Below are 25,109 nucleotides of genomic sequence, written 5' to 3' on the forward strand. Positions count from 1 at the left end.
CTGGTTTTAAGGGAGGATTACCGATCCACCCAGTCCCACTGGAGCTTAAACAGCATGCCCTGGCGCAGTGCGGTTTCAATGGCAAACTCAAACATGGGCTTTGCCCATCGATTGGTTGACTGTGAAAGCGCATCCCGGATCAGTTCAAATTCTCCGGGGCGAAGGCGTCTGTCGCGTGACGCAGCACCGGAGGGCTTTCGAATATTATCGAGCGGGTTGCCGAGAGACTCCATGCCCCATTCTGTGCGGGCAACGTTGTAAATGGTGGATACCACCATCAGTTCGATGCGGATCGTGTTCTCAGCCTTGCCTTCGGCACGCCGGTCATCTCTATATTTGGCCCAATCAGCGCCTCTGAGATTCGAAAGAAACCGGGAGGAATATGGGTGCTTCATCCACCTGCTGATGTAGCCCCATTCGTTTTTTGAGTACCGTTTCTGAGATCCAACTTCGTCCCAATAGCGCTGTAAAGCGTCACGGAATGTCGTCCTATCCGCTTCTTTTCGGCATGAGAACGCGCCAGCATCCATCTGGAACTCGATTTCCCGAGCCCAAGCCTCTGCGGCTGCGCGTAGTTTGAAGGTTTTTGATTGCGGAGGATAACCGCGCTTGCGGATTTGCACCTCCCATTGGGAGGTGCCGCGTTTTCGAATCGTCGCCATACCGTCTCTGCCAATTGAATGTGGCAAGTCTGTGGCAAAACGTCGATCCAAAATATAAGCAAAAGTGAGAAATCTCACTAAGTGCTTGATTTGATTGGTGCTGATGGGCGGAATCGAACCGTCGACCTACTGATTACGAATCGGTACGTGGGCTGTATATAAATCCAGTATGCGCCCGCAATCCCTTTCTGGTGGCGGCCCTATTGTTTTGGCGTCTTAGGCATTTTCCGCCTAATTGGCATGGCATTGGCACTTTTTTGGCCCCCGACATTTGTTATCGCATGGAGCGCGTGTTTCTTGTTCTCGATGCTGAGATGAGCGTAGCGCTGCGCATTTTGAATCGTGCAGTTTAAGACTTCGGCAACCGTCGCCAAGTCAAAGCCCATGTTCAGCAGAAAGCTGGCAGTGGTGTGCCGCAAGTCGTGGAATCTCAGGGTCTTCTTGCCGATCGATCTGGCCCCGGCCTTAAAGTATTTGTACAGGGTGCGCGGGTCGGGTTTGTCTGCCTTGATCCAAGCTTCCAGTGCCGGTTTCACTCTAGGCGAAATGGGTACTAGTTTTGGGCGGCCATTCTTCGTCAGCCCCAGAAAAATATTGTCTCCACGGATGTTGGATTTCGTCAGCCCCAAGAGCTCACCGCGACGCATGCCGGTGTAGGCCGCGACAATCGTCATGTGGTTGGCTGGGGCGCGACACGCGGCAGCAAGTTCATCGACTTGTTCGGCGCTCAGATATTCATGGCGCTGGTTGTGCTCAGGTAGCAACCGCACCGATATCGGTCGATCGATCCAATGCCATTCCTTGTATGCCAGGTTGGCTACCCGCCGCAGGATCGCCAGGCGTCGATTGATCGTCGCCGAGGTCAATGGCTTCAACTTGGTCATGGCAACAAGCCGGGCCTTGCGCTGCTCTGGAGTCTCGAATTCAGGTAAGGGACGGCGGGACTGGCGCCGGGCCGCTCGCACTTTCGCCGCGGCGTCGGAAATCTGATCCAGGTATAGCCCCTCGGTGTGGGGCATGAGAGCCCGGATGTTCGATTTCACACGGTCATTCGAGCGATGGTTCGGCACCTCGTCCAGCAGATACTTTTCTATCGCTTCGTCAAGGGTGTGGCGCTGCTTTTTGCCGAGGTCACCTTGTTCGAAGATTTGCTGCAGCGCTGCTCTTTCGAATGCTTCGGCTTGGGCTTTTGTGTCAAAAGACTTCTTAACCGCGACCCCGCGTCGGCGGATGCGAGCGATATAACGTTTGCGTGTTTCGTCGTAGGTGATACCCATGTTGTTTGTTCGGTGATGTATTTTGTAATTTCTTCTTCAAGTATTGCGTAGCGACCCGTAGAGACTTGGATCCGGTGAAGCTGGCCACCGGCAATCAACCGGTCCAGGGTGCGCCGGGAGACCGTGAGAATCTTCGCGGCTTGGTCAAGTTTGATAAGGCTCATTGCTAGATCCTTCTAAATTCCACAACCCACACCCATGGGTTTGCCGCCCAGCTGCCGGCGCCGTTGATGGATTCCCACAGCTCACGATAGATCGCGGGCGGTGCAGGGTGGTCGCTAGCGGTCTGCTCTATTTCACGCCACCAGGTGAACACGCCCTCGGCCAGTGCATCTGACACGCTGCAGTCGTTCAGCTTCTCGACCCGCACGCTGACGATTTCGAGCAGGATGCGACACGCCCACCGAGGCATGTGAATGCTGGGGCGCCACGGATCGTCGCCGCACTCTTGTGTGGCGGCATACTCAATGCGCTTGCAATGTTCCTGCGCCGGTATATATCGGGCGACACCGTATTCTGGTTTGATAGCATCCGGGGGACTGATTTCGACGACTCCGCGCCATGTCTCCCGCACCCACATCCGGTCGCCGATCTTCCCATAAGGGCACCAGTCGGCTACATAGCTCAGGTCGTTTTCTTCCATCTCGCCGCCGTCGATGAAATACGAAACCTCGCCCATGTGTGCGGCGTTGTACATCGTGTCGATCATGCGCTTGCTGAAGGCACGCCGGGTTTGAGTCTTCTGGCCAGCGAGCAGGGCGCGCACCATAGGGGCGCTGAAGAGGATAGGGCGTTCTTTCATGCTAGGATGCCTTTTCAACCATAATAGGAGGGGTAATGGGACGCACCACATTCTTTGAAGAAGGCGGCTATTTTCTTTTTTGCACGGCTACACCATTGAAAAATGGAAAGTGGCAGTCCAGCGTTCTCTTTGAGCGTATGGCTGACCATGCTCATGAGATGGTTCGTGGGATCCGACACATTATTCGTGGCGCGGAGTTCGAGTTGGAATCTGATGCGGTCGCCCAGGCATACCAGTTCGGCCTGGATTTGATCCGACGTGACGCTGTTGCTCTTGACTAGAGTCCGCCGGCTCCCTCACCACATCGCCACCGCCAGCCTTGCAAATTGATTCCCGACCTGCTTCGAATGCTTCGCGCAACAGAGGGTGCATGCTCTTATCCGATGCGTAGGAAAGGCTGGTGACGCGGTCGTGAACTGGCTTGCTTGTCCACCATTTAAGGAAAGGATCAGCGCTCACGATTTACCCCCTTCTGCAGGCTGGAAGAGTGCAGCGCGGGCGACGTCGATGGCAACATCCAATTCAGTTTTTGAGTGGTAGTCTTTGCCGAGAAAACAAATGGGCAGCCCTGCGTTGAAAAACTCTCGATACCGCTCCGCATCCTTCACATCCGCTTCAAGTGCTGGGGCGGCGGTCTTGAGTGCAGCACGAAGCTGGTTGATTTCTGCTTGCTGATCGTTCACCAACTTCGCGATTACTTCAGGATGATGTTTGTCGAAACATTCGCGGTATGAGATAGCCAAAGCCCGCTCATCCGCCACCGGCTGCGTCACTGCTGGCGATAGGTGTGCATCCTTGTGAAGACGATTGCTCGGCAAGACTGGAGAGTCATGGTCGGTACGGTCGCCAATCAAGTCGATCAGGCGCTTTGCTGCTCCGATTCGCATGCGTGGATCGACCTTGTCGCCAATGCCGCACACGGCCAGTTCGTCATCAATGACGGCCTCGCAATACACGCCGATGGCGTCCCACAGCGCATTGATCGGCATAGGCTTTGCCATCACCGTGTCAGGCCGAACATCAGGCGGCGTAGGATCAGGCACCGCCCCTGCTGTCGCCACCCCAGCACCAGCCTTGCGGGCGCATTCCTGGCCGTAGGCGCGCATCTGCGTGGCCGTGTAATACGGCTCACCTTCCCTGCCGGCAATGCTGGTGAAACGCAGCATGTGGTCCGGCAACCCCGGCATCTCCCCAGCGGGAGGGGCGGCACGTTCGGGGATCGCCACTGCATTGGAGCCGATAGCCGCAAGATTCGCTTCCTCACTTCGACGGAAAAAGATCACCTTATCCTGCGGGTCGTGCAGGCTGTACTGGATGCCATCTACCCAGCGGGCGACTTTGAAGCCTTGGCCGAATCGAGGATCGTTCCAGTGCTCGACGGCCCACGGTGCTAGGAGCTTCAGTTCTTTCAGGGCGGTGGTGTGCATCAGGCCTCCCATGGCACCAGCGGGGTGCCGTTTGCGACGTAAAGTGGATGACGCGGAGCGCCGCTCTTGGTCGTTCCTAGGCACATCAAGCGGTGCATGCGACCGTTGAATATCGACCGCAATGCTTCAATTCGCTCCGGTCTTGCATGAATCCCCCAGGCGCACACGACGGTTTCGTGCTCGTCAGCGAGTGCACGCAGATGCAGATCGTTCTCCGGCCCGACGGGGTCGGGATGACGCCAGAGGTCGGCCGGATTGGTCGCACGCAGGGCATACAGGTTTGCAACGACCAGGCCATCGCAATCCCAAGCCTTTGCAAATGAGCGGCAGCGACGAATTGTAGGATCGTCCAGACCGGCATCGGCCGTGCTGGGGTTCAGCATGATGAACAATGCGGGACCACGCGTTGCGAAAGCATCATTTGCTTCCCGAGACAGCGAGTAGCGGTAGCTGCCGCATGCGGAAATGATGGCGTTCATGGCTTCTCACCTCCAACGTCATCGCAGGACGGCGTGGTCGTGATCTGCCAGCGGCCGCCCTTGTAGATGATCCTGCCGGCTTTACGCAGGGCCTGCAGGCGGCGGTCGAGAATGCGCCAGCCGAAGACCGGCGCATACCCTTTCCTGGGTTGCGTGTTCTCCTGCCCAGCGATCGAGTCAGCGAGGTCCATTACGCTGCGCTGAGTGGTCAGGCGTGTGAAGTTATCAGCGCCGCTGTAGATTGCTGCGCAGATGGCGTGGTCGATGGTGCTGTAATTGGTCTTCACGATGCATCTCCCTCTCCCGCCGTAGCTGGGGTGGATTGAAGGTCTTCATCATCCGGCGTATCGAACAGCGCGATAGCGCCTTCGCCGGGATAATCAGACAGCCATGCATACAGTCCCTTGCCGCTGTGGCTGGTCTCGTCGCCCATCTGAATGCTGACCTCGGTATCCTGCTCTTCGTCGTTCAGTGCGCCATCCGGATCATATGCCGCCATGATCATCCGCAATTGACGCACGGTGATATCCAGCGCCTCCCTGCGCACCTCGGCTGCCGATGAATTGTAGTCATCGATGTGGCCGCTGCCGCTGCAAGCCGGACACTCCAGATGCGCGGTATCCTCTGGCTGGCTGCCATCGTTCGGGAACATGATCACCTCTGCTGCACCGGTAGCAGATAGCAAATACGGCATCAGTGCTTCAGCAAGAGCACCGGCACCCAGCTTGTGGTTGCCGTCCACACGACGAATCTCGTTCGCCAGCGCGTCAACGTCCAGAGGTCTGCGTACCTCGGCGGCGGTGGGGGCATCGAATCTCAGCGCGGCGAGCTTGGCACGGATGTCGTCAACGAGCTTGTCGTGCTTTGCCTCAGTCTCGTCGGACTTCTTGTTCTGGCTGATGCTATCGCTGTCGGCCTGCCGCCAATAGGTTTGGCCGTAGAGATACGACTTACGGAGTGCCATCGAAACCATGTCGATATCATCTTCCGCCAGCCCCGCACTGCGAATAGCTGTGGGTGTGTCATGCATGGCAAAGTCCTGCCAGTAGGTCGCGACACTGTGGGCATGCTGTTCTGGCGTGCCGTTCCATTCGGTTACCACGGCGACTATGGTCGGAGAGTATTCGCTCTTCTGGCGAGCAGCCCAGAAGCGCTGGAACCGAGCTGCCTCCTCATAGGCATCCGTCATCGTGGGTGCGGCGTAGACATCGTCAGGGCCAAGGATGTGGACGGCCCACAGCTTTTCTGGGGACCAGGTATAGGGGAATGCGTCCAATGCTGGATTTTTATTGACCGTCATGCGGCTTCCTTTACTGGGTTCATCAGGCTGGACATGCGCTGCTGGAGCTCCGTCAGGGTGGTGCTGGGCGCGAGCTCGGGTGGCTGTTGTGCTACGCTTCCCCGATAACAAGGGGAGGCGTGATGAACAGTACCTTCTGGGTATCGGCTAAGTATTTCTTCACAGTGGCGGCGGTCTTTGTCAGCGGCCACTTGGTGTCGTTTGTATTTCGGGCCCCAGTGCCAAGTGACTGGTGGTCCCCACTCTCTGCGATAGCCACTGCCGCCGCAGTTTTTGTGGCTCTTTGGACTTATGGGCGTCAGCGAGCTGATGCTGCAGTCAATAAACTCATGGAAGAAGCCGCAGTGATCTTGGGCTTGCAGCAACTTGCAAAAGAGGTTGCAAGCATGTGCATTCTGACGGCATACCAAACTGACCACGAATCGAATCCGATAATTTACCCGGACATTCCAATGGAGTGCCAAACGTTGGCAGACATGCTGTCCCGACTGCCGTTGGACGTGGTCTCTGCTCACGGGCATATGTCGGCGCTTCTGCACCTGCGCCGCATTGCAATCGAGCTGGCGATGATATGGGGCAAAGACCCGAAGAGAGACGGGTCTACCTATAGAATGAACCGAAATAGACTGCACGCTTTGGATGCGGAGGCGAGCCATGAGTCGATCGAACTGGCGAGCTATCTGAAGCAACTGGCACCCGGTCTTTATCTCAAAAATAAAGAGCTGATAGAAAGACTGTGAATTCATGCGACCCTCGCGATCTCACGCTCATGTTGGAAGTTCGCTTCAAGTATGGCGCGCGCTAACGGAGGGCAGACGCTGTTTCCGATCATGCGCACCTGGGCGGTCTTCGATAGCGGCTTGCCGTTGACCACTGGGTCGAGGATGTAGCTGTCGGGGAAGCCTTGGGCGCGCGCCAGCTCGCGCGGGGTGAGCATGCGCATGCCGATGTCGACGATCTCGTATTCCTCGCCCTGGATGGTGACGAGGCCGAAGCGGTCATGCGTCGGGACCGTGCCCAGTGGCGCTGCCAACGAGACGCCGTCCTTATCCGCGCCGTAGTACTTGATCAGGAAGGCGCGCACCTCTCCGACGTGGCCGCCGCCGGCAGTGAGCGTCGGTGCCGGCTCTTCTACGGATTGGCCGAACTGGTTGTTACGCAACTTGACCAGGTGCGACGTGACCACGGCGCTATCTGCTTTGGCGGTGACGGTCTGGATCGGCTCGCTGGCATCGCGCGGTCGAGACTGGCCGGCGCGGCCGCCGACACCGACGATCTGCGCCGTCACCACTGAGTGATGATCCGAAGTCGTCACGGTGCCGAACGGCACGTCGGCGCGGGTCCCGGTAACGCCGCCATAGTGCTTGGCCAGCATGGCCGACACGAGCGCTTGATTGCCGCCGCTGGCCGTAACAGTTCCCACCGGCTTCTCGATGTCATGCGCACCTACACCCCAGCGCTTCACGCCGCTGGGCGATTCTTCGCCGTGGGCGGCATCGACCAGCGTTGCCGTCACCAACGCGTGCTTGCCGCCGCCGGCAACGACCGTGCCTAGCGGCTTGTCCAGGCCGGGTGCGCGGGGGGCTTGACCTGGTCGTTCTCCGTAGCCGGTTTGCACCAGCGTGGCCGATACGGCGGCGAAGTGGCCGCCCTTGACCTCGGCGCACTGGGTGCGCAGCGGTTCGTCCGCTGGCATGTTGCGCTGGGTGCTGGCATTGGCGTGTTCGGTGATGAACGGCGCCAGTGTGGCCTCGACGATGCCCATGGCATGCGCGGCGCCGGCCGGACGCTTGCTGTCGCCGCCAGCTGTGACCGTATGCAGGGGCTCGTCCAGCGGCGACCCGGTGCTGCCGGTCCTGAATTTGGTGATGTGGGCTGAGACCATGGCCTGCTCGCCACGGTTGGCGCCGGTCACGGTGGCGAGCGGCTCGGTTACGTCGGCGTTGCGGTCGGCGCCTTGGTGCGTCGTGTGCATGACCGACGGCACGATGAGGTATTTGTCGTTCGAGCTGGTGGTGGTACGCAGGGGTTCGTCCATCGGCCAGACATTGGGCCCTCTACCGGTCGTGGTGCTGTGGGCGGTCGAAACAATGAACGGGTCGGCACTGTTCACGACGAACTTCATGATGCCCTTGGCGATGCGACGCAGCGTCGCCTCTTTCAACGGCTTCTTGCGCTCGAATATGGACGGGCAGGGGATCGACCAATCGATGCATTCAGCGGCGGTCCGGTACGGCAGCAGCTTGCCTTGCTTGACGGCATCGCTTTTCGGATCGCCGTGCGTCGGCGCCGGCCAGACAATAGGCAGGCCGTCCCGGCGGGCGAAGATGAACAGGCGCTTGCGGATCGTCGGCGTGCCATAGTCGCAGGCGCGCAGGATCCGGCATTCCACCTTGTAGCCCAAGCCGGCATGCAGCCGTTCCATGGGGAAGTCAGCGCCCAGCGCATCGTAGATCTCGGCCAGGTCCGGATGGTCTGCGGCCAGGCCGGTCGACAGGGCATCGACGAAGGCGCGGAACGTCCGGCCCTTTTCTGCCTTGATCGGCTTGCCTTCATCGTCCAGCGGCCCCCAGTCCTGAAATTCCTCGACGTTCTCGATGGCGATCGCGCGCGGCATCTGGAACGTTGCCCACTTCAGGCACACCCAGGCTAGGCCCCGGATCTTCTTTTCGCGCGGCTTGCCGCCCTTGGCCTTCGAATGGTGCTTGCAGTCTGGCGAAAACCAGGCCAGGCCGATAGGCTGCTGGCGGGTGACAAATCCCGGGTGCACGGTGAAGACGTCTTCCTCATAGTGCGCGGTGCCTGGATGATTCGCGGCATGCATGGCCAGCGCCTCGCCGTCGTGGTTGATCGCGACGTCGACCGGGCGGCCGAAGGCCATCTCGATGCCGGTGCTGGCGCCACCGCCGCCAGCGAAGTTGTCGATCAGCAGTTCGGCTGCGATGCCGAGGGGAAGGGTGTGGTTATCGCGCTTCATGCTACGATCGCTCCAAAAAATGAAGGGGTGTCATGGAAAAAGGATTTTCGCGCTTGGAAAGTGCGCTGTTGGTGCTTATCGTTGCTTCGGGTTTTTGTCCGGTATTCATCCAAATTTTGGAAGTAACAAAAGACATCCCGAAAGACAAAATGGGCGACTATGCGACCTGGTTCAGCGGAGCTGGTACGATCGTCGCCGTATTTACTGCTTACTTGGTCGGAGAACGGCAAGCAAACGCGGCACGCAAGCAATCCGAGGCCCAGGAACGGAAGCGACATGGAGAGCAGATCGCTAGCATTTTTGCGATTTTGGAATCGTGCGAAACCGAGATAAATCGGCTCGCAGATGAATATGAGCGAAATGCCGGTGGTCGCCTGGCGCTTGCACTTTCGTTCGAAGAACCAATATTTAATGCGTTGCTCAACGCCCTGATGGGAATAAATCTGGCGACGCTGGGTACGCACATCGCTATTACCCAAATGGTTCTCGCCCAGCAAGCACTCTTCAGACTTGGCGAAGCTATCGATGAATACTGTAGTGACCGAGGCGAAACCATCATTTATACAGACGGCCAGCCCGCGATTTATCCCGAGCCCCTCCGCCTGAAACCGTGGAAGAATGCATTTATGGGAGCGCATCAAAAATTGCGTGCTGCGCTGACCGCACGCTTGGAATAGCGTCGGCATCACGCCGCCTTTTTGATTCGGCCGCCCAGTGCGTCGACCAGGCTAGCCAGCAGCTTGGCGAACTCGCCAGTGAACAGAGTGAAGTTGCCGTCGAAGCGCTCGTTTTCGTCCCTGACCGTGGGCATGCTTTCTTCCTTGAACACATCCAACAGGGTGATCTTCTTGATCGACAGGTTCTCGGTCAGCGTGAAGCTGATCTTGTCGGCCCAGGTCAGCGCGAGGCGAGTGCACTGCTTGCCGCTCTCGATGCGCTGGCGCATGTCGTCTGCTTCCAGGGCGTGGCGCACGTAGCGCACGGTGGCCTTGCCTTCACCGGTCGAGCGCAGCTCAGTGTCTTGGTCGACCGTGAAGCCTGCCGGCGCTTCGTCGCTGGCCAGCCAGTCGGTCATGGCCGCGCCCGGCGACATGACGGTGCGCAAGGTTTCCAGCGGGAACTTGGGGATCGCCTTGAATAACAGCTTCAATACTTCCTCGGCCTTGCCTGGCGTGCCGGCGTCCACCACCAGCCAGCCATTCACTGGGTCGATCCAGACCCAGGTGCGGCTTTGTGTGCTGAACGCGCGCGGCAGCAGTTCATCGGTGACTTGATCCTTCAATTCCTTGGTTTGCTTGCGTCCCGGCGGAAAGCCCTGCTGTTCTTCCAGTTCGGCTGCACGCACTTTGGTGACCTGGTTGATCACGGAAGAGGGCAGCAGCTTCTTTTCGGTCGTCAGCTGCAGCAGGAACTGGCGGTTCACAGCATGCACCAACATGCCGCTATCGCGCGGCGCCACCCAGCCCTGCGCTTTCAGCTCGATGCTGCTGGGCGCAGTGAAGGACTGCGGGCTCAGGTGCGGTTCCAGTTCCTGATGCGTAACGGCCCATGGCGATGGTAGACGGTAGATCTGTGCATTCCTGAACATCTTCAATTTCCCCTTTTCATTCGAATAGCCGAACAGATCTCGACCACCTTCTTGCATTCCTCGACGCTCATGTATCCGATGTGCGTCCGCTTGATTGGCATTTCCATTTGCTCCGACAGCCATTTGTAGCCGGCTCGGCGTGCCTTGGACTTCGTGCAGGCATCGCGGGCCATCTTTGCCTTCCAGAGCGGGTCGAACGCGGCATGTGCCTTGATCTTCCAGTCCCGCAGTTCGGCGTTGGCCAGGCCGCCCAGAGCATTCGTCGTGCCGTCGTGGCATCCGACCCAGGCCTTGCATGGTGCGCAGGTCCAGATCGGGCCATAGTCCTGGTAGTAGGGGTAGCCCTTATCGCCGCGGTAGAGCAGAGCGGCTGGCTCCTGGCAATACCTGCACGTCTTCGGTTTCTTGGTCATATGTTCTGGCCCGATTACCCCCGCTATCGCAGAGGTGTACGGCTCGGGCGGGCCTCAGAGGAACTGCTTACGAAATACGGGTGAACGGGTACTTCTCTTCGAAGGGCTTGATCTGGTGGATGAAGTGCTTGCCCTTCGATTCGGCGGCCTGGAAGGCGGCGTAGTCTGCAGCCGTGAAATTGGCGTAGTGGTAGACGCTGCCCGGGCGGTCGGTCTTGCTGGGGAACTGCACGGCCAGCGTGTTGGTGGCGGCGTCGTGGCCGATCGCGGCGATCTGCGATGATTCGACGGTGACCAGGGGGATGGCCGGGCGGGTAGCGATTGCGGTGTCCATGTGTTTCCTTTCGTGGTTGCGGGGTGGTGGTGCTTCGGATTAGTCGTCGTATTTCTCGCGGGCGAAGTCCTGCACGTCGTCGTCATCCATATCGATGTCGATGCGAGTGCGGCCCACGTACAAGCTCATGAGCATCGTGTCGAAGCGGCTGATGACAGTTGGTAGCGTGGTCGGCTTGACGATCTTTCCGTCCAGCTTGAGCGCGTAGGCTTCGCCTTCCTTATTGAAGGAGATGGAGATGTCCGCGTCATACTTGGAGCCAGCGCGGCTCTTGTTGGAGCTGGAGCCGAAACCAGAGCGCCCTGGAGACGCATTCCGGTCAAGGTACAGGTGCCCGCCACTGTCGTATTCCGATTCCTCGAAATAGGCGTAAAACGCTCCGCCGTCCTCGCGGCTGAAATCGTCGCGTGCCATGGTGAGCAATTCGGACATTTTCACGGTTGTTTCCATCGTCGGCAGGGTGTTCAGGACCGCCTGGGATAGCGCGGTCTGCACCAGCGTCAGGTTTCCGCCGCTCACGGCGCTGTTCAGTGCCTGGTTAAGGATGTGCTGGAATTTCACCAGGTCGTCGGTGCCCAGTCCGTGTGGCAGAACTTCCTTGAGCTGCTTCGACAGGGTCTTGCGGAATTCGCTGGAATAGCCGGTTGCATCACTGATGGCCGAAGTGATGGCATCCGTGACGTGCTTGTCGAGGATCGGCTGTAGCTTTTCTGGCCGCAGCGCGCCGGTGATCGCGGCTTCCAGATCAATGTTGAGCGTGATTTCCATGTCTTCTCTTTTCGGTTGATGATTGATCAGGCCGCCTGGGCGGTGCCGGTGTGCTGCGCTGCCCGCAGGTGCTCGATCAGCGCCGCGCACATGAGCGGGTAGTCGTGCTCGTGATAGAGCTTTGCCGCCTTGTCGGTTGCGGCATGGACGAAACCCAGGCCGGCCAGGCCGTCGGCCGTCAGGTTGATCGGCGCCAGGCGCTCGTTGATCTGGCCCAGGCGCAGGGTCGGCGGGCCGCCGGCGAGCAGACGCGGTGTGCTCGAAACGTAGGTGCGCTCGACTGGAATGCTGCGTGCAGGGGAAGCAGCCGAGGCCAGGGGCAGCTGCGCGCTGCTCTCGACCGCGGCGGCCGGCACCGGCACCGAAGCGGCAGCCTTTTTCTGCTCGGCTTCCAGTGCTTGCGCCTGTTGCGCAGCCAGCTTGTCCGCCTCTTCCTTGCGGATCGCCTCGCGTTCGGCTTCCAGGCGTGCCGCCTCCGCCTTCTTGTGGTTGTCGATGCGAACGGTGATGGCCAGGGTGAAGTCGTCCATCGGCTTCGCGGCGAGCTGCTGCAGGTCGGCCAGCAGGGCGCGGTGTTCCTCGGCGTGTTCTTTCACCCAGGTCAGCTTGGCGCGCAGGTCGGCGGCCTGTTGGTCGGCGGCGATCTTGCCGTTGGCCAGGGCCACGTCGAGTTTTTCCTGCATGCTCGAAATGGTCTTGAGGCCCTTGATTGCTCCAGCGAAGTCAGGAGCACCCACATTCAGGCGCAGGCCGGCGATTTCAGCCTGCAGCGCTGCCAGGTGCGCGGTGAACGCCTTGCGGGCGGTCTCGATCATCTCGGCGCGGCGTCGGTCTTTCTCGCTGGCCAGCAGCTTTTCGGCCATGAGTCGGTTTTCCCGCACCAGCTTGGCCAGGAGGTCTTTCTGGCGCTTGGCGTCGTCTACGCTCGTGATCTGCGCCAGCATCTGGGCTTCGGCCGCGTCCAGCGCCGTTTCAGCCTTCTTCATTTCTTTGATCTGGCTGTCCAGGTCGACGAAATCCTGATCGGTCTTCGGCTCGCGGATCAGATCGTTTTCGAGGAAACTGCGCAGGGCGACTTCGAACGCCTTGAAATTCTCGGTGATGGCGATTTGGCCAGAGACTTGCACCGCTACCGCAGGCAGGGCCAGCACCGGCTCGGCAGCCAGCACTTTCTCGGCCTCGGGCAATTGGTAGGCGGCCAAGTCCTTGTCGAACTGGCACCAGCCGTTGTAGATGCGCTCTTGCCATTCCGCATCGGGGAAGACTTCCATGCTGACGCGCTTCTCGGCCGTGCCGTCCGATACCGTGAAGATGACCTTCTCGGCGCCAGTCACCATCATGATCTGCTGGCACTGGGGCATATGCTCGTCTGGCAGCACACCTACTGCTACCGATGCGGCAAGTGCTTCGTTCCATTGTTTGTGCTCCCAAGCAGTCCGGCGAGAAAGGGTCAGGCCATCGCAGGACGAAGACATTTCATAGCTCGCCCACGCCGGCATCAGTTCTGCTGAACAAGTCACCGGATACAGGTCGTCGTCAATCTCTGCCTCGGTGATGGGGCGAGCGAGAGCTTCGACCGCGTGGCCATGGTCAAGAATGTTTTCCTGTACCCAGCGACAGAACTCTTTGGCATCGCCCAGGTACTTCATGCGCAGCAGTTCCGAGCGTGTTGCATTCTTGGACAGGCCAAGCATCACGGCCGCCTCGCTGGCGCCGTAGTGGGTCAGACGGAATTGCTGCCACTCGGGCGAGCCCTGAAACAGTTCGTGGATGACGCAGGCAATTTTGTTGTTCGACATGATGTTCTCCGCTCAATCGTTTTCGTGGGTCCAGCTGTTGATCGTGGTCTTCTGGTCTTCAGTGAGCTTGGTGCGGGTCTCGATCATCTTGACCAGGTCGGCTTCCGATACGCCGTCTTCCAGAAGTTGCTTCCGCCAGCGCGGCGTCTTGGCTTTGAATTCTTCATCGGTGCATTCAGGAATCTCGGGGCGGCCGCCGCTTTGCTGTTGGACACCTGTTGCGCCGGGGCTGGAGTCGCCTGGCGATTCATCGATATCGCGGTCGTCGATCACCACGACGTCGCCGTCGAACGTGAAGTTCTTGCCGCTGTCGACCGCATTGGCCACGTCCATGGCGCGCATCACCTCTACCGACTTGGGCATGTACTTCAGCACCTGAAGCAGCGCCACCTTACGGGCGTACATCTCCATGTTCTGGCCGTTGTTGGTCAGCGCGTAGTGCTTGCCGCCTACCTTGTTGAATTTGTTGAGGTGGCGAACGATGCGGTCCATCGTCCAAACCTCGATTACCGGGTGGTCGCTGCCATTGACGCGGCCGATGGCGTAGACGTGGGTGATGTCGTGCCAGTCGTCACCGTCGCCTTCTGGCTGGTGCTTCACGAAGGGCCTGTCGCCCAGTGCCCAGTCGAACTTGTCGCCGCGATACACGGCGCCGGTCCACACGGTGGCGCGGCCGGCGCGGGAGACCAGATCGACCAGGCCTTGCCAGCCAGGCACGAAGGTGCAAGTGCCTTTGTATGGCACGAGATAGCCCTGGCCGCCGACTCCAATTTCCAGCCCCAGCTGGGACGCCACAATCACCGAAGCGAAGATGCTCTGCGGAGTGCAGTCCTGCAGGGAGCGGTTCTGGCTGAACGCCGTCAGGGTCAGCCGCATCATCCGGTCAGGGGTGATGTGCTTCGGCAGGGCCATTTCGATCTGGTTTTTGTGCTGTTTCAGAAATTGATTCAGCGTGCCGGCGGGGCTCAGGGCGACTTGGTTCATCGTTCTCTTTCAGTCTTGCTTGTGTTGGGCCGGCACGGTCATCTGGGCGATGGCTAGGTCGGGGAAGTGGTTCACCAGGCGCCGCTTCTGTTGCAGTTCGGCCTGGCGCTGGGCGCTGTTGTCGGCGGCGGTCATCAACAGAACGATGCCGAGCGCCAGGAAGAAGCCCGCCGCGGTGATGACGTTGCCGGGCTTCATACGCTGCGGTCGACCTTGCATGCCGGCGCCGACACCGGTTGCTGGACGCTGGCGGCCTTCTGGCCAGCGGCCTGGACGACATGCAGGGCCAGCAGGGCGCCCACGGCGATCAGCACGCCAGCGGCCAGGTGTTTGGCGACGACGAACAGGGCGCGGCGCGCGCGGCGGGCCAGGCGGACGACGGTAGGGCGCTGCGGCACCGGCTGTGCTGGCTGCCAGGTGATGAGGCGAAGGTGGTTCATAGTGAGACTCCTGAAATAGCGGCCAGCACAGTGACGAACCCTATGGCGACCAGCATTGCGTTGCGAGGAATGCCGCTGGTCGCAAACACCGGTACCAGGGCGAGGAAAAAAAGGGCGATCCAGTTCAAAACAGAACCCCCGACGCGGCGATGGTGAAAACCACCGCGACAAGCGCAATGGTCAGAACATCGGCAGGCTTGACGCCGGCATACACGGCCATCGGGATGGCCAGCAAGAAGAGCAGGGCTGACCAGTTCACGCGGCACCTGCGAGGGTGATGAGCGTGGCATTTACTCGGTCGTTCCAGGCGCGGCCATCCGCCCCGGCGATGTATGGACGATCTTTCAGCAACGCCACCAGAGACTCGTGGTTGTTGCAGGCGGTCTTCATGAATGCGGCGTGCCCAGGATCCGTATCGAGCACCAGCAACTTCGCATCCGAAGACCCGACGTCAACCCGGCCGTGCCGGTCTGGACTGCTGATCGAAACTGGCAAGAATCCCTGTGGTGCTTTCATGTTCTTCTCCGTGTGTTGGGTTGTTGGTGGCCGGGCTACCTTCCCAGCTTCTGGTGCATCGCCGGGACACCCCGGGCGAGAGAGCAGGCCCCACTCCACAGCAGGGCAGTTCCAGTCATGCGATCCACCAACATCAGAGCGGGCCGGGATTGATACCGGCTGATCGGCAGGAAGGCACGGGGGCAATATCATCCTGTTGTTCCTTGGCTGGCCGGCTTACATGGTCCGGTGCCTTGATCTGCTGCTGCCGCAGTGCCATTCCTTCATGGCCGCCGCTCTGATGTTGATCCTGGCCTTTATCGACGCCAGGGCGGTCTACTCTGCTTTGCACCAGCAGATACGTGGGCACGAGCCGGAATTTTTGGCGGGTTTCCACCGCACTGCCCGACTGCAAAAATACTGTCGGTCTACCCCGCAGTTCCGGACGGCTAGCCACTGCTTAGTTGGCATACGTTTCGCGGCTTTGGGCGTTTCCTGGTTCCGCCCTTAAGCGGCAAATTCATGGGCGGATTACACGCCGCCCCGTGGGATTTATGGCTATCCAGTTGCCCTCTCCGTATGGCTCAGATTCGCATTCGCCCCCTGCAAGCACGGCTTGTCGGGATCACCGAGCGGTTTCTAATCTCCCGCCTAGATACCCGTACCAATCGGGCATTTGAATCCACCGCGCTGTCCCGCGGCTTCGGTACTGCTCCCGTTGCAATTCATGCCGTACTCTCCGACTGTCACGCCTGCATACGCGGGGGCGTTCCCTCTCTCGGGTTTGTGGGCCCTCCGATATTTCCGGCGTCGGAGGAAGCGCGATCGCTGCTGGGGGATTGCCGGACGCTGCTACCGGCTTGCGCGTTGGCCCCGGCCGAGGCTTCCGCCAGCGTTTTGGATTCGTTGATCAGTAGCCCAGAACTTCACGGGCAGCAGCCATGGTGGCCGGGATGACTTGGCGTTCGATGAACACAGCACTGGTGTTCACGTTCACGCATTCGATCGAGATGGTCAGAGTGCCGTTGCCGTTATCAACGGTAGGAGCTGCTGGGTAGTGGCTGTCGATCCACTTGATCAGGTTCTTTGCGCTCATGCTTCTCTCCATCTGGTTGTACGCCGCTGCGTTGTTGCGTTGGCTTGTCGATGGAGTGATATTAAAGTTTAACTTGTATCGACACAAGCAAAACTTGTATTGAGACTTGTAATGTTTCATATCTAATTTGTATATCGATATGGGTTGTTTGTCATTTTTTGGAATATAGCGCCGCAAAGGGCGTAAAAAAACCGCCTGTAGGCGGTTTGGCTTAAATGGCAAGACAAACTTACAGCCAGTGAAATCCTTTGGCTAGCAGGCCGCTCAAGCCCAGAGCGACTGCGTGAAGTCGGGTGTTGAATATCACACAAGCCACATGTGCGATATATGTCTGCTTATTGTTTGAGTAAGGTGAGAGTTTCTTTGTCGATTTGGGCGGCGGGTACGCCAAATTGCTTGTAGGCCGCCATTGTTATGGTCTTCATAGACTGAGTAGCTTTTTTCAGCAGAGCTGCGTCTTTTGACATCTCTTTGGAAAAATCCAGGCCGGTATTCGCGGATGCGGAGACGTCAACGCCCAATTCGACAAGTTGCATGGTGACCTCGGACACCTGATCGACGACTTTTTCAAAGATCACCTGGTCCTCACTCGATAGATTCTCTGGATAAAGTAATGCGGAAATTTTGTCTCTCGCGTCCATAGTGGAGCCCTTCAACGCACCGGCGTCAGCCCGGAATTTGTCCAGTGCTCCCCACTCAATATCCTGTTTGATCCGAGCGACTATCAATTGTTGGACGGCGGACTGAGCGTAGAGGTGGCCCTGCACATCATGCATATACGCAGAGAGCGCTTCTGCGGCTTCGGCCTTAGTCAGCGGAGGCTCTTCGGGCTCTGGTGGCATCGGCGCAGCGGGGATCTGTGATGTACCCTCAGCAGGGGCCGCTATCTTGACGCTGCTTGGCGCAGAATGATTGGCCGCAGCGTAAAGAACGGCCGCCACGCAAACAAATGTACAACCGGCAATAATCTGGCGCGTTCTGAGTGAGTACATATTCCCCTCTGGTTTTTTCTTAGAATGTCCGGCTTTGCATATGAATGATGTGGCCGATGATGATGCAGCTTCCGCCCTTGCAGATCTGTTTTGGATAAGACTTCTGGTCTGGGTTATCTGAGACTAGCCACCACTCCCGGTTTTCGCGGCACAGGCGCTTGATCACGTCTTCGCCATCAAAGTTAACTGCGTACAGGTGATTATCCTTCGGAATCCTGTCGGCCGTATTGATCACGACCAGGTCGCCATCATCGAGCTTCGGGCGCATGCTGTCGCCCCGAATTTTCACAGCGATTAGGTTTTCCGCATAGAACCCGTTGCGTTCCATCCACTCCCGTTGGAACACAATCGGCATCCCCTCGCCGCGTTCGGGCTCAATCGAGAACCCCGTGATGCCTGCTGACAGTTTTAAGCGCACTGTTTTGATAGTCACAAAATCATCGTCGCCTGGCTCATAGGCCGCGACGGGAATAAATGAGGCTGGAAAGACAACACGCTCATTTTCACGACTCGTCATATCGCCAGGCACGTCCTCGCCAAACAAGAGCTCTTTTTCGGTAATTCCAAAATAGGCCGCGATCTCCTGCAGGCGGTGAGGACGCGGCGCGCGTCCTTGGGCAATCCACTGCTGGACAGCCTGCGGGGTGACCTTGCAGAAGGCAGCGAGCTCGGACATGTTGCCGCCGTCTTTGGCCTGGAGCAATTGTTGTAAGCGATTCTTAAATTCCATCGCGCGATGGTACAAGCTGACCTTGTAAGTGTCGCTTAAAGAATTACTTGTATTCATACAAGTTTGACTTTAAACTTCCGCGCATGGAAACCTCAATTGAAAAAGCGTGCCGCCTTCTTGGTGGCCAAACTGAGCTGGCCGACAAGGTCGGGGTGACGCCACAAGCTGTCCAGCAATGGGTTGCGCGAAAGTCCGCGCCGGCCGAGCGCTGTCTTGCAATTGAGGATGCGACCGGAGGGGCCGTGTCGCGTTTCGACCTTCGTCCAGATATCTACGGCCAACCGGCCTGACTTTCTTCTGCAGGTCATGAGTTTTCATGACCTCAATTTTTTGCCCAGTTCGACCCGCAATTCAACCCGCAATTTGATTGTATTTCCCTATATCCATGCCATCACAACGAGAAATGGGCTTCTTCAAAGGCCTGCAAAAGCCACGGTGGGCGCCGCAGAGCGTCGTGTCGCAGTTCGCCAGCTACCGCGATGCGGTGATCTGGTGCTGGGAGAACCGTCTCAACCACGGCGCCGGCGAGAAGGTCGACCAGGCGATCTGCGCCAATGCCATCGGGTTGCCGACGCCGCAAATGAGCCGCTGCGTCAAAAAAGACAGCCACGCCCCGATGTGCCTGCCGGCCGAGTACCTGGCCGACTTCGAGGCCTTCTGCGGATGGCGGGCGGCGAGCCTGTTCCTGGCCAGCCGGATGCAACTGACGTTCCTGGAGCAGGTGATGGAAGAACGCATGGCGGTGGCCGCATGAAATTCAAGAAAACGACATTCACCGCTGCCTTCGAAGACGGCCTGCTCGAAATGGAGGGCTACGCCTTTGACGTCGGCGCCAGGTTGCTGATCGCTCATCGGCGCCGGCCAGAAGTGGCCGATCTGTTTCGGGATTACCAGGTATCAGAGCGCACGACGGGGTTCTCTGTGCTGATTCCCCAGTCCTTCACCCGCACTGCCGCGGCGACTCATGCCATTGAGGTGATGGACCGCACTAGCGACTCGAAGTGGAATGAGGCGATCCACGCCGCCGCCAAGCGGCTGCGCAAATTGAAGCCGATTCAACGTTAGGAGGGGATATGTCTGTAACGCAACTTGGGTTCGACCTGGCAGAGCAGGGCGCGGCGCGCGCGGCTGATCACGCTGACCGCGTTGTGGTCGATTGGTCCGAGCTGGCGCTGCAGGCGTTCCGCGACCACGCATTGACGCACACCGAGTTCAGCACCGAGGACGTCATCGCGGCATCAACCCGGGTGCCGCCGGCGCCGGACAAGCGCGCCTGGGGCCAGATCGCCATGAAGGCTCGCCGCCTGGGCTTCTGCCACAAGGGCCGGGTCGGCACTTCCAAGCTGCCGCACGCGCATGCCCGCTGTATCACGATCTGGGCCTCGAACATTGCGCGGCCCACAAACGGCGAAGCCCGAGCAGCTGTAACTGCCCGGGCCTCTCATCAATTCAATAAGTGAGGTATTGAGTGACTGAGCAAATTGTAGACGAATACCAGCGGTTCTTGCGCGACAAGATCAAGCTGGCGCAGTCCAACGGCTTCGATGTGCCGCTGGCCGATATCCATCCCGGCTTGAAGCCGCACACCCGGGACATCGTCCGCTGGGCATGCGCCGGAGGCCAGCGCGCCATTTTTGCGTCGTTCGGCCTGCACAAGACCAGCACCAACATCGAGGTGATGCGGCAAATCGGTATTCACCGGCCAGGCCTTCGCGGCATCGTCGCGCCGCTGGGCGTGCGGCAGGAATTCACTCGCGAGGTCGCCAAGCGCTTCACCGGCGCCCAGGCCGTCGACCTTCGTTTCATCCGCTCGGACAGCGAAATCGATGATCCGGCCACGGTCTACATGACGAACTATGAGTCGGTGCGCGAGGGCAAGATCGATGTCAGCCAGTGGCGCGCGGCCGGCCTGGATGAGGCCAGCGTCCTGCGCAGCTATGGCAGCAAGACCTATCAGGAATTCTTGCCGCTGTTCGAGCAGGTCGAATTCAAATTCGTCTATACCGCGACGCCGAGCCCGAACCGGTTCAAGGAACTGATCCACTATGCCGGCTTCCTGGGCGTGATGGACACCGGCCAGGCGCTGACGAGGTTCTTCCAGCGTGACAGCGAGAAGGCCGGTAACCTGACGCTCTATCCGCACAAGGAACAGGAATTCTGGCTGTGGGTGGCGAGCTGGGCGGTCTTCATTCAAAAGCCGAGCGATCTTGGCCATTCGGACGAGGGCTACGGGCTGCCCGCGCTCGATGTACGCTTCCACGAGGTGCCGAGCAACTACGGCACCGCCGGCGCCGAGAAGAATGGCCAGGGCCTGCTGATTCCGAACGTGGCCATGGGTTTGTCGGCCGCCGCCAGCGAGAAGCGTGACAGCATGGTGGCGCGCGTCGCGAAGGTCGCCGAGATCATCGCCAAGGATCCGGACGACCATTTCGTGATCTGGCACGACCTGGAGGACGAGCGCCACGCTATCCAGGCGGCGATTCCGGCCGCCGTGAGCGTGTGGGGGACGCAGGACCTGGAGCAGCGCGAGCAGCGCATCGCGGACTTCAGCGACGGCAAGTTCCCGCTGCTCTCGACGAAGCCGATCATTGCTGGTTCGGGCTGCAACTTCCAAGTCCACTGCCACCGCGAGATATTCTCGGGGATCGGCTTCAAGTTCAACGACTTCATCCAGGCTGTTCACCGCGTGCAGCGGTTCCAGCAGTCGCACCCGGTCCGCATCGACATCATCCACACCGAGGTCGAGCGCAAGGTACTGGCCGACCTGATGGAAAAATGGCGCCGGCACGATGAAATGCAGGCCAAGATGGGCGAGATCATCCGCACCTATGGCCTGGACCAGCTCTCGATGCAAGACTCGCTGGCACGCACGATCGGTATTGAGCGCCAGGTCGTGGCCGGGGAGCGGTTCACCGTGGCAAACAACGATTGCGTGCTCGAAGCGCGGGAGCAGCCGGACAACTCTGTCGGGCTGATCGTCACCAGCGTCCCGTTTGCGAATCACTACGAATACACGCCCAGCTACAACGACTTCGGCCACACCCAGGACAACGCCCATTTCTGGGCGCAGATGGACTTTCTGACGCCCGAACTGTTCCGGATCCTGCAGCCGGGCCGCATCTATGCATGCCATGTCAAGGATCGCATCAACTTCGGCAACGTGACTGGCGCCGGCATCCCGACCGTGAGCCCGTTCCATGCGGAAGCGCTGTTCCATGGCCTGAAGCATGGCTTCGACTACATGGGCATGATCACGGTCGTTACCGATGTCGTGCGCGAGAACAACCAGACCTACCGTCTGGGCTATTCCGAAGTGTGCAAGGACGGCACGAAGATGGGCGTCGGCTCGCCGGAGTACATCCTGCTGTTCCACAAGCCGCAGAGCGACCGCAGCCGTGGGTATGCAGACATCCCGGTGACCAAGAGCAAGCCGTTGTGCCTGGATGACCAGGGGAACACGATCGCGTTCGACCGTAAGGCCGCGCCTATCCCTGCCACCGGCTACAGCGTTGCGCGCTGGCAGGTTGATGCGCATGCGTTTTGGCGGTCGAGCGGCAACCGCCTGCTCAGCGCGGTGGAGCTGGCCAGCTATGGGCCGGCAAAGTTGGCCAAGCTGTTCACGGAACTGTCGATGAGCAACGTCTACGACTACGAGTTCCATGTCGCGGTCGGTGAGGCGATGCTGGCCAACAAGACCTTGCCGGCCGATTACCTGAGCCTGGCACCTGGCAGCCAGGATCCGGCCGTATGGCACGATGTGCTTCGCATGAAAACGCTCAACGGCGAGCAATCGCAGCGCGCGGTCGAAAAGCATGTCTGCCCGTTCCAGATCGACATCGTCGACCGACTGATCAACCGGTACAGCAATCCGGGCGACCTGGTCTATGACCCATTCCACGGTCTGGGCACGGTGGGAGTTCGTGCGCTCAAGGCCGGCCGCCGCGCCGGCGGATCCGAGTTGAACCCGGCCTATTTTCTGGATCAGGTCCATTACCTGCGTGCGATGGAGCGCGAGATGAGCATGCCGACCTTGTTCGACTTCGATGAAATGGAGCGTGCTGCGTGAGTTCATTGCTCGTCAATAGCGCCGAGTCGTTTCAACGTGCCATGGGTGTGCTGCGCGAGGAATTCGGCCGCCATCGCTATCTCAAGATCAGTCTGAAGACTGGCAAGGACCGCTCGCTGGACCAGAACGCGACTATTCATTGCTGGTACGAGCAACTTGCCCGCGAGTTGCGCGAGGACGATGCGCTCGGATGGAAGTGCTTCTGCAAACTGCATTTTGGTGTCCCGCTATTGCGCGCTGAGGACGAAGAGTTTCGCATCGCCTATGACAGCTCAATCAAGTTGATGGCCTACGAGCAAAAGCTGCGCGCCATGAAGTACTGGCCCGTCACATCGCTGATGACCACTCGTCAGCTGAGCGCGTACGCCGAAGCCATGCAGACGCATTTCCTGGCGCTGAGCGTCAACCTCGAATTTTTGGGCAATCAATGATGCAGCGCTCGCCCCTCAATCGCAAAAATCGGCTGAAGTCTGGCGGCGGGACCACGTCAAAAAAATTTGATCAGGCCTGTAAGAATGCGCTGTCAGGCCTGACGGCGAAAGCCCCTAAGCCACGCAAGCCGAGCCGTTGCAAGGTCTGCCGAGGTGAGTACTTCAAGCGCTCGATTACGCACAAGGCCTGTGGCACGGACTGCGCGATCGAGCTGGCCAGGCGCCAGCGCGAGGAAGCGGCGCGTCGCGCTCAGCGCGCCGATCGCGTGCTGGACCGAGCCAAGCGCGAGGCCATGAAGTCCTACGGCGAGTTGATCGCCGAGGCACAGACCGCATTCAACGCATTCATCCGCGAGCGCGACATCGGGGCTGGCCATGGCTGCATCGACTGCGGCAAGCCGTTCGAGCCCAATCGCCCAGGCGGCTCGGTCGACGCTGGCCACTACATCAGCCGCGGCGCGGCGCCGCATCTGCGGTTCAACGAGAACAACTGCTTCGCCCAGCGCAAGAACTGCAACCGTCCGGGCGGTACCACGCGCGAAGCATTCCGCGCCGGCGTGGAGAAGCGCATCGGCCTGGCCGCGCTAGAAGACCTGGAGGCCGACCAGTCCAGTCCGAAATGGACCCATGACGACCTGCGGACCATCCGCCGGCTGTACCAACTGAAATTGAAAGACCTGCGCGCAGCGCGGGCGGAAGGACAGGCGGTCTAAATGGCGAATCAGTGGTTCCGCCTCTACTCAGAATTCGCAACGGACGCGAAGGTACAAAGCATGCCCGAGGCGATGCAGCGCCGTCTCATCATGCTGTTCTGCCTCCGTTGCAGTGACGTCACCGTGACATTGAGTGACGAAGAGCTGGCGTTTCAACTGCGTATCAGCGACGTCGAATTGGTCGATACCAAGGCCCTGTTCATCAAGAAGGGCTTCATTGACGACGCGTGGGAAGTGCTGAACTGGGAAAAGCGCCAATTCGCCTCGGACTCAAGCGCAGAGCGGACTCGCGCCTGGCGGGAACGCCGGAAACAGGGCAAGAACCACACTGTGACGTCACACGAACAGAATGGTGACAGCCTAGATACAGATTCAGATACAGAACAGAAACAGAAGAAAAAAACATCTGTCGCGGCCGAGCCGCTTGACCCCGATTTCGAAACCGCCTGGTCGGAATACCCTCGGCGCCCAGGTGCAAGCAAGGCCGCCTCGCTGAAGGCATGGAATGCACGGATCAGGGCCGGCGCCAGCGCCGCCGAGATGATCGCCGGCGTGAAGCGATATGCCACCTACGTCGAGCTCGAACGCACCGAGCCACGGTTCATCAAGCAGCCGGCTACGTTCTTCGGGCCTGACGAGCACTACCGATCCGATTGGACGGCCCGTCCGCGCGCATCGCCGCCCGGCGGCACCGGCGGCCTGAGCCGGCAAGAGCAGCTTGAGCAACGAAACCTCGCCGTAGCGGCGCGCCTTGCAGGGGAAACAGCATGATCCAGACAGACCGAAAAGAGTTCTTCCAGTACCTGGCCGGCGTGTACGCGATGCACACGAAGGACCTGTCCGAGGGTGTGGGCAGCGTGTGGTGGCAGGCGCTGGCGCCGTTTGACCTGGCCGCCGTGAAGGACGCGCTGGGCCGTCACTGCATCAACCCTGACGTCGGCCAGTACCTGCCGAAGCCTGCCGACGTGGTGCGCATGCTGCACGGGTCGACCCAGGATGCGGCGTTGATGGCCTGGGCGAAGGTCGACCGCGCGGTGCGCGAAGTGGGCACCTACCGTTCGGTGGCGTTCGACGATGGCCTGATCCATCGTGTTGTGCTGGAGATGGGCGGCTGGGTGGTGCTGGGCACGAAGGGCGACGACGAGTGGCCGTTCGTGCGCAATGAGTTCGTGAACCGGTACCGCGGCTACCGCGCGCGTACTCAGCTCCCCGACTACCCGCCGGTGCTGATCGGCATGTCCGAGGCCAGCAATAGCAAGCAGGGGTTTGCCAGCGAGGGCCCGTTCCTGATCGGCGAGCCGGGCGTGGCAAGGGCCGTTATCGGCGGGGGCAGCCG

Annotated in this window: 33 protein-coding genes and 1 pseudogene; 12 read left to right on the forward strand and 22 right to left on the reverse strand. The window is 59.6% G+C overall.

From position 1 onward, the window contains the following. Positions 1 to 17: 17 nt before the first annotated feature. The 4 genes and pseudogenes from PMI40_RS10570 to PMI40_RS10580 all read right to left on the reverse strand — a co-directional run bounded on the left by PMI40_RS10570 (position 18) and on the right by PMI40_RS10580 (position 2,741). Positions 18 to 662 carry a hypothetical protein gene (locus PMI40_RS10570; RefSeq protein WP_008115006.1) on the reverse strand — a complete coding sequence of 215 codons (645 nt, stop codon included), beginning with the start codon at positions 660 to 662 and terminating at the stop codon, positions 18 to 20. A gap of 200 nt (positions 663 to 862) precedes the next feature. Continuing rightward, positions 863 to 1,939: a site-specific integrase gene (locus PMI40_RS10575; protein WP_008115007.1), complete on the reverse strand. Its 1,077-nt coding sequence runs from the start codon at positions 1,937 to 1,939 to the stop codon at positions 863 to 865. 17 nt (positions 1,940 to 1,956) lie between these two features. Beyond that, positions 1,957 to 2,103, reverse strand: a pseudogene (locus PMI40_RS24600) (helix-turn-helix domain-containing protein); the annotation flags it as partial. 2 nt (positions 2,104 to 2,105) lie between these two features. Further along, complete coding sequence (locus tag PMI40_RS10580) at positions 2,106 to 2,741, reverse strand: hypothetical protein (protein ID WP_008115009.1); 636 nt, start codon at positions 2,739 to 2,741, stop codon at positions 2,106 to 2,108. Positions 2,742 to 2,776: 35 nt separating this feature from the next. On the opposite strand from PMI40_RS10580, the gene PMI40_RS10585 reads away from it, so the two are divergent. Continuing rightward, positions 2,777 to 3,022: a hypothetical protein gene (locus tag PMI40_RS10585; RefSeq protein WP_008115011.1), complete on the forward strand. Its 246-nt coding sequence runs from the start codon at positions 2,777 to 2,779 to the stop codon at positions 3,020 to 3,022. Positions 3,023 to 3,196: 174 nt separating this feature from the next. On the opposite strand, the gene PMI40_RS10590 is transcribed toward PMI40_RS10585, so the two are convergent. From PMI40_RS10590 to PMI40_RS22945, 4 genes are read right to left on the reverse strand one after another with little or no spacing between them, the layout of a single operon-like run. Further along, positions 3,197 to 4,168, reverse strand: a complete 972-nt coding sequence (locus PMI40_RS10590; RefSeq protein WP_008115013.1) for a hypothetical protein — start codon at positions 4,166 to 4,168, stop codon at positions 3,197 to 3,199. Next, positions 4,168 to 4,647, reverse strand: coding sequence for a DUF1643 domain-containing protein (locus PMI40_RS23230; protein ID WP_008115015.1), 480 nt, complete (start codon positions 4,645 to 4,647; stop codon positions 4,168 to 4,170). Before PMI40_RS23230 ends, PMI40_RS10590 begins: the two co-directional genes overlap by 1 nt. Beyond that, positions 4,644 to 4,934: a hypothetical protein gene (locus tag PMI40_RS10600; protein ID WP_008115017.1), complete on the reverse strand. Its 291-nt coding sequence runs from the start codon at positions 4,932 to 4,934 to the stop codon at positions 4,644 to 4,646. The genes PMI40_RS23230 and PMI40_RS10600 overlap by 4 nt, the downstream gene beginning before the upstream one ends. Continuing rightward, entirely contained in the window at positions 4,931 to 5,947 is a 1,017-nt protein-coding gene (locus PMI40_RS22945; RefSeq protein WP_008115019.1) for a hypothetical protein, read from the reverse strand. The genes PMI40_RS10600 and PMI40_RS22945 overlap by 4 nt, the downstream gene beginning before the upstream one ends. 122 nt (positions 5,948 to 6,069) lie before the next feature. On the opposite strand from PMI40_RS22945, the gene PMI40_RS10610 reads away from it, so the two are divergent. Continuing rightward, positions 6,070 to 6,687, forward strand: a complete 618-nt coding sequence (locus PMI40_RS10610; protein WP_157221494.1) for a hypothetical protein — start codon at positions 6,070 to 6,072, stop codon at positions 6,685 to 6,687. 2 nt (positions 6,688 to 6,689) lie between these two features. On the opposite strand, the gene PMI40_RS10620 is transcribed toward PMI40_RS10610, so the two are convergent. Next, positions 6,690 to 8,924 (reverse strand): DNA cytosine methyltransferase, encoded by a 2,235-nt coding sequence (locus PMI40_RS10620; protein ID WP_008115024.1) that lies wholly within the window; start codon positions 8,922 to 8,924, stop codon positions 6,690 to 6,692. 32 nt (positions 8,925 to 8,956) lie between these two features. Between PMI40_RS10620 and PMI40_RS10625 the strand changes: the two genes are divergently transcribed. Beyond that, entirely contained in the window at positions 8,957 to 9,601 is a 645-nt protein-coding gene (locus PMI40_RS10625) for a hypothetical protein (protein ID WP_040501896.1), read from the forward strand. Between the two features lie 8 nt (positions 9,602 to 9,609). Here PMI40_RS10625 and PMI40_RS10630 read toward each other — a convergent pair whose 3' ends face one another. The 13 genes from PMI40_RS10630 to PMI40_RS10690 all read right to left on the reverse strand — a co-directional run bounded on the left by PMI40_RS10630 (position 9,610) and on the right by PMI40_RS10690 (position 18,563). Then, on the reverse strand, positions 9,610 to 10,512 hold the full coding sequence (locus PMI40_RS10630; RefSeq protein WP_008115028.1) for a recombination-associated protein RdgC: 903 nt from the start codon (positions 10,510 to 10,512) through the stop codon (positions 9,610 to 9,612). A 2-nt stretch (positions 10,513 to 10,514) separates the two neighbouring features. Continuing rightward, positions 10,515 to 10,925 (reverse strand): zinc-finger-containing protein, encoded by a 411-nt coding sequence (locus PMI40_RS10635; protein WP_008115030.1) that lies wholly within the window; start codon positions 10,923 to 10,925, stop codon positions 10,515 to 10,517. A 67-nt stretch (positions 10,926 to 10,992) separates the two neighbouring features. After that, complete coding sequence (locus tag PMI40_RS10640; RefSeq protein ID WP_008115032.1) at positions 10,993 to 11,259, reverse strand: KTSC domain-containing protein; 267 nt, start codon at positions 11,257 to 11,259, stop codon at positions 10,993 to 10,995. 39 nt (positions 11,260 to 11,298) lie between these two features. Beyond that, on the reverse strand, positions 11,299 to 12,027 hold the full coding sequence (locus PMI40_RS10645) for a hypothetical protein (RefSeq protein WP_008115033.1): 729 nt from the start codon (positions 12,025 to 12,027) through the stop codon (positions 11,299 to 11,301). Between the two features lie 26 nt (positions 12,028 to 12,053). Continuing rightward, complete coding sequence (locus PMI40_RS10650; protein ID WP_008115034.1) at positions 12,054 to 13,826, reverse strand: YqaJ viral recombinase family protein; 1,773 nt, start codon at positions 13,824 to 13,826, stop codon at positions 12,054 to 12,056. A 12-nt stretch (positions 13,827 to 13,838) separates the two neighbouring features. Beyond that, on the reverse strand, positions 13,839 to 14,810 hold the full coding sequence (locus PMI40_RS10655) for a recombinase RecT (RefSeq protein WP_008115037.1): 972 nt from the start codon (positions 14,808 to 14,810) through the stop codon (positions 13,839 to 13,841). Positions 14,811 to 14,819: 9 nt separating this feature from the next. Beyond that, positions 14,820 to 15,008 (reverse strand): hypothetical protein, encoded by a 189-nt coding sequence (locus tag PMI40_RS10660; RefSeq protein ID WP_008115038.1) that lies wholly within the window; start codon positions 15,006 to 15,008, stop codon positions 14,820 to 14,822. After that, positions 15,005 to 15,250 carry a hypothetical protein gene (locus PMI40_RS10665; RefSeq protein ID WP_008115040.1) on the reverse strand — a complete coding sequence of 82 codons (246 nt, stop codon included), beginning with the start codon at positions 15,248 to 15,250 and terminating at the stop codon, positions 15,005 to 15,007. The genes PMI40_RS10660 and PMI40_RS10665 overlap by 4 nt, the downstream gene beginning before the upstream one ends. Before the next feature lie 124 nt (positions 15,251 to 15,374). Beyond that, on the reverse strand, positions 15,375 to 15,509 hold the full coding sequence (locus PMI40_RS24530) for a hypothetical protein (protein WP_255348138.1): 135 nt from the start codon (positions 15,507 to 15,509) through the stop codon (positions 15,375 to 15,377). Then, on the reverse strand, positions 15,506 to 15,766 hold the full coding sequence (locus PMI40_RS10670; protein ID WP_008115041.1) for a hypothetical protein: 261 nt from the start codon (positions 15,764 to 15,766) through the stop codon (positions 15,506 to 15,508). The genes PMI40_RS24530 and PMI40_RS10670 overlap by 4 nt, the downstream gene beginning before the upstream one ends. Before the next feature lie 889 nt (positions 15,767 to 16,655). Continuing rightward, positions 16,656 to 16,841, reverse strand: coding sequence for a hypothetical protein (locus PMI40_RS10680; protein WP_008115042.1), 186 nt, complete (start codon positions 16,839 to 16,841; stop codon positions 16,656 to 16,658). A 335-nt stretch (positions 16,842 to 17,176) separates the two neighbouring features. Beyond that, complete coding sequence (locus PMI40_RS10685; protein ID WP_008115043.1) at positions 17,177 to 17,833, reverse strand: hypothetical protein; 657 nt, start codon at positions 17,831 to 17,833, stop codon at positions 17,177 to 17,179. 19 nt (positions 17,834 to 17,852) lie between these two features. Continuing rightward, a complete protein-coding gene (locus tag PMI40_RS10690; protein WP_040501900.1) occupies positions 17,853 to 18,563 on the reverse strand; it encodes a LexA family transcriptional regulator in 711 nt (236 codons plus the stop codon). Positions 18,564 to 18,610: 47 nt separating this feature from the next. On the opposite strand from PMI40_RS10690, the gene PMI40_RS23235 reads away from it, so the two are divergent. The 9 genes from PMI40_RS23235 to PMI40_RS10730 form a co-directional block, all read left to right on the forward strand. Then, entirely contained in the window at positions 18,611 to 18,853 is a 243-nt protein-coding gene (locus tag PMI40_RS23235; protein ID WP_238540930.1) for a helix-turn-helix domain-containing protein, read from the forward strand. A 113-nt stretch (positions 18,854 to 18,966) separates the two neighbouring features. After that, the gene (locus PMI40_RS10695) at positions 18,967 to 19,317 is read left to right on the forward strand and encodes a hypothetical protein (protein ID WP_008115045.1); all 351 of its coding nucleotides are present in this window, start codon (positions 18,967 to 18,969) and stop codon (positions 19,315 to 19,317) included. Further along, positions 19,314 to 19,628, forward strand: coding sequence for a hypothetical protein (locus PMI40_RS10700; protein ID WP_008115046.1), 315 nt, complete (start codon positions 19,314 to 19,316; stop codon positions 19,626 to 19,628). The genes PMI40_RS10695 and PMI40_RS10700 overlap by 4 nt, the downstream gene beginning before the upstream one ends. 8 nt (positions 19,629 to 19,636) lie before the next feature. Continuing rightward, positions 19,637 to 20,023 (forward strand): hypothetical protein, encoded by a 387-nt coding sequence (locus PMI40_RS10705; protein WP_008115048.1) that lies wholly within the window; start codon positions 19,637 to 19,639, stop codon positions 20,021 to 20,023. 44 nt (positions 20,024 to 20,067) lie between these two features. Next, positions 20,068 to 22,629: a DNA methyltransferase gene (locus tag PMI40_RS10710; protein ID WP_238540931.1), complete on the forward strand. Its 2,562-nt coding sequence runs from the start codon at positions 20,068 to 20,070 to the stop codon at positions 22,627 to 22,629. After that, positions 22,626 to 23,060, forward strand: a complete 435-nt coding sequence (locus tag PMI40_RS10715) for a hypothetical protein (RefSeq protein ID WP_008115052.1) — start codon at positions 22,626 to 22,628, stop codon at positions 23,058 to 23,060. Before PMI40_RS10710 ends, PMI40_RS10715 begins: the two co-directional genes overlap by 4 nt. Further along, a complete protein-coding gene (locus tag PMI40_RS10720) occupies positions 23,057 to 23,773 on the forward strand; it encodes a recombination protein NinG (RefSeq protein WP_008115054.1) in 717 nt (238 codons plus the stop codon). Before PMI40_RS10715 ends, PMI40_RS10720 begins: the two co-directional genes overlap by 4 nt. Next, on the forward strand, positions 23,774 to 24,544 hold the full coding sequence (locus tag PMI40_RS10725; RefSeq protein ID WP_008115056.1) for a hypothetical protein: 771 nt from the start codon (positions 23,774 to 23,776) through the stop codon (positions 24,542 to 24,544). Further along, positions 24,541 to 25,109 (forward strand): DUF6475 domain-containing protein (locus PMI40_RS10730; RefSeq protein WP_008115058.1); only part of this gene is annotated, 569 nt, incomplete at its 3' end. The genes PMI40_RS10725 and PMI40_RS10730, both read left to right, overlap by 4 nt.

The sequence above is a fragment of the Herbaspirillum sp. YR522 genome (assembly GCF_000282575.1).
GTDB lineage: Bacteria > Pseudomonadota > Gammaproteobacteria > Burkholderiales > Burkholderiaceae_D > Herbaspirillum.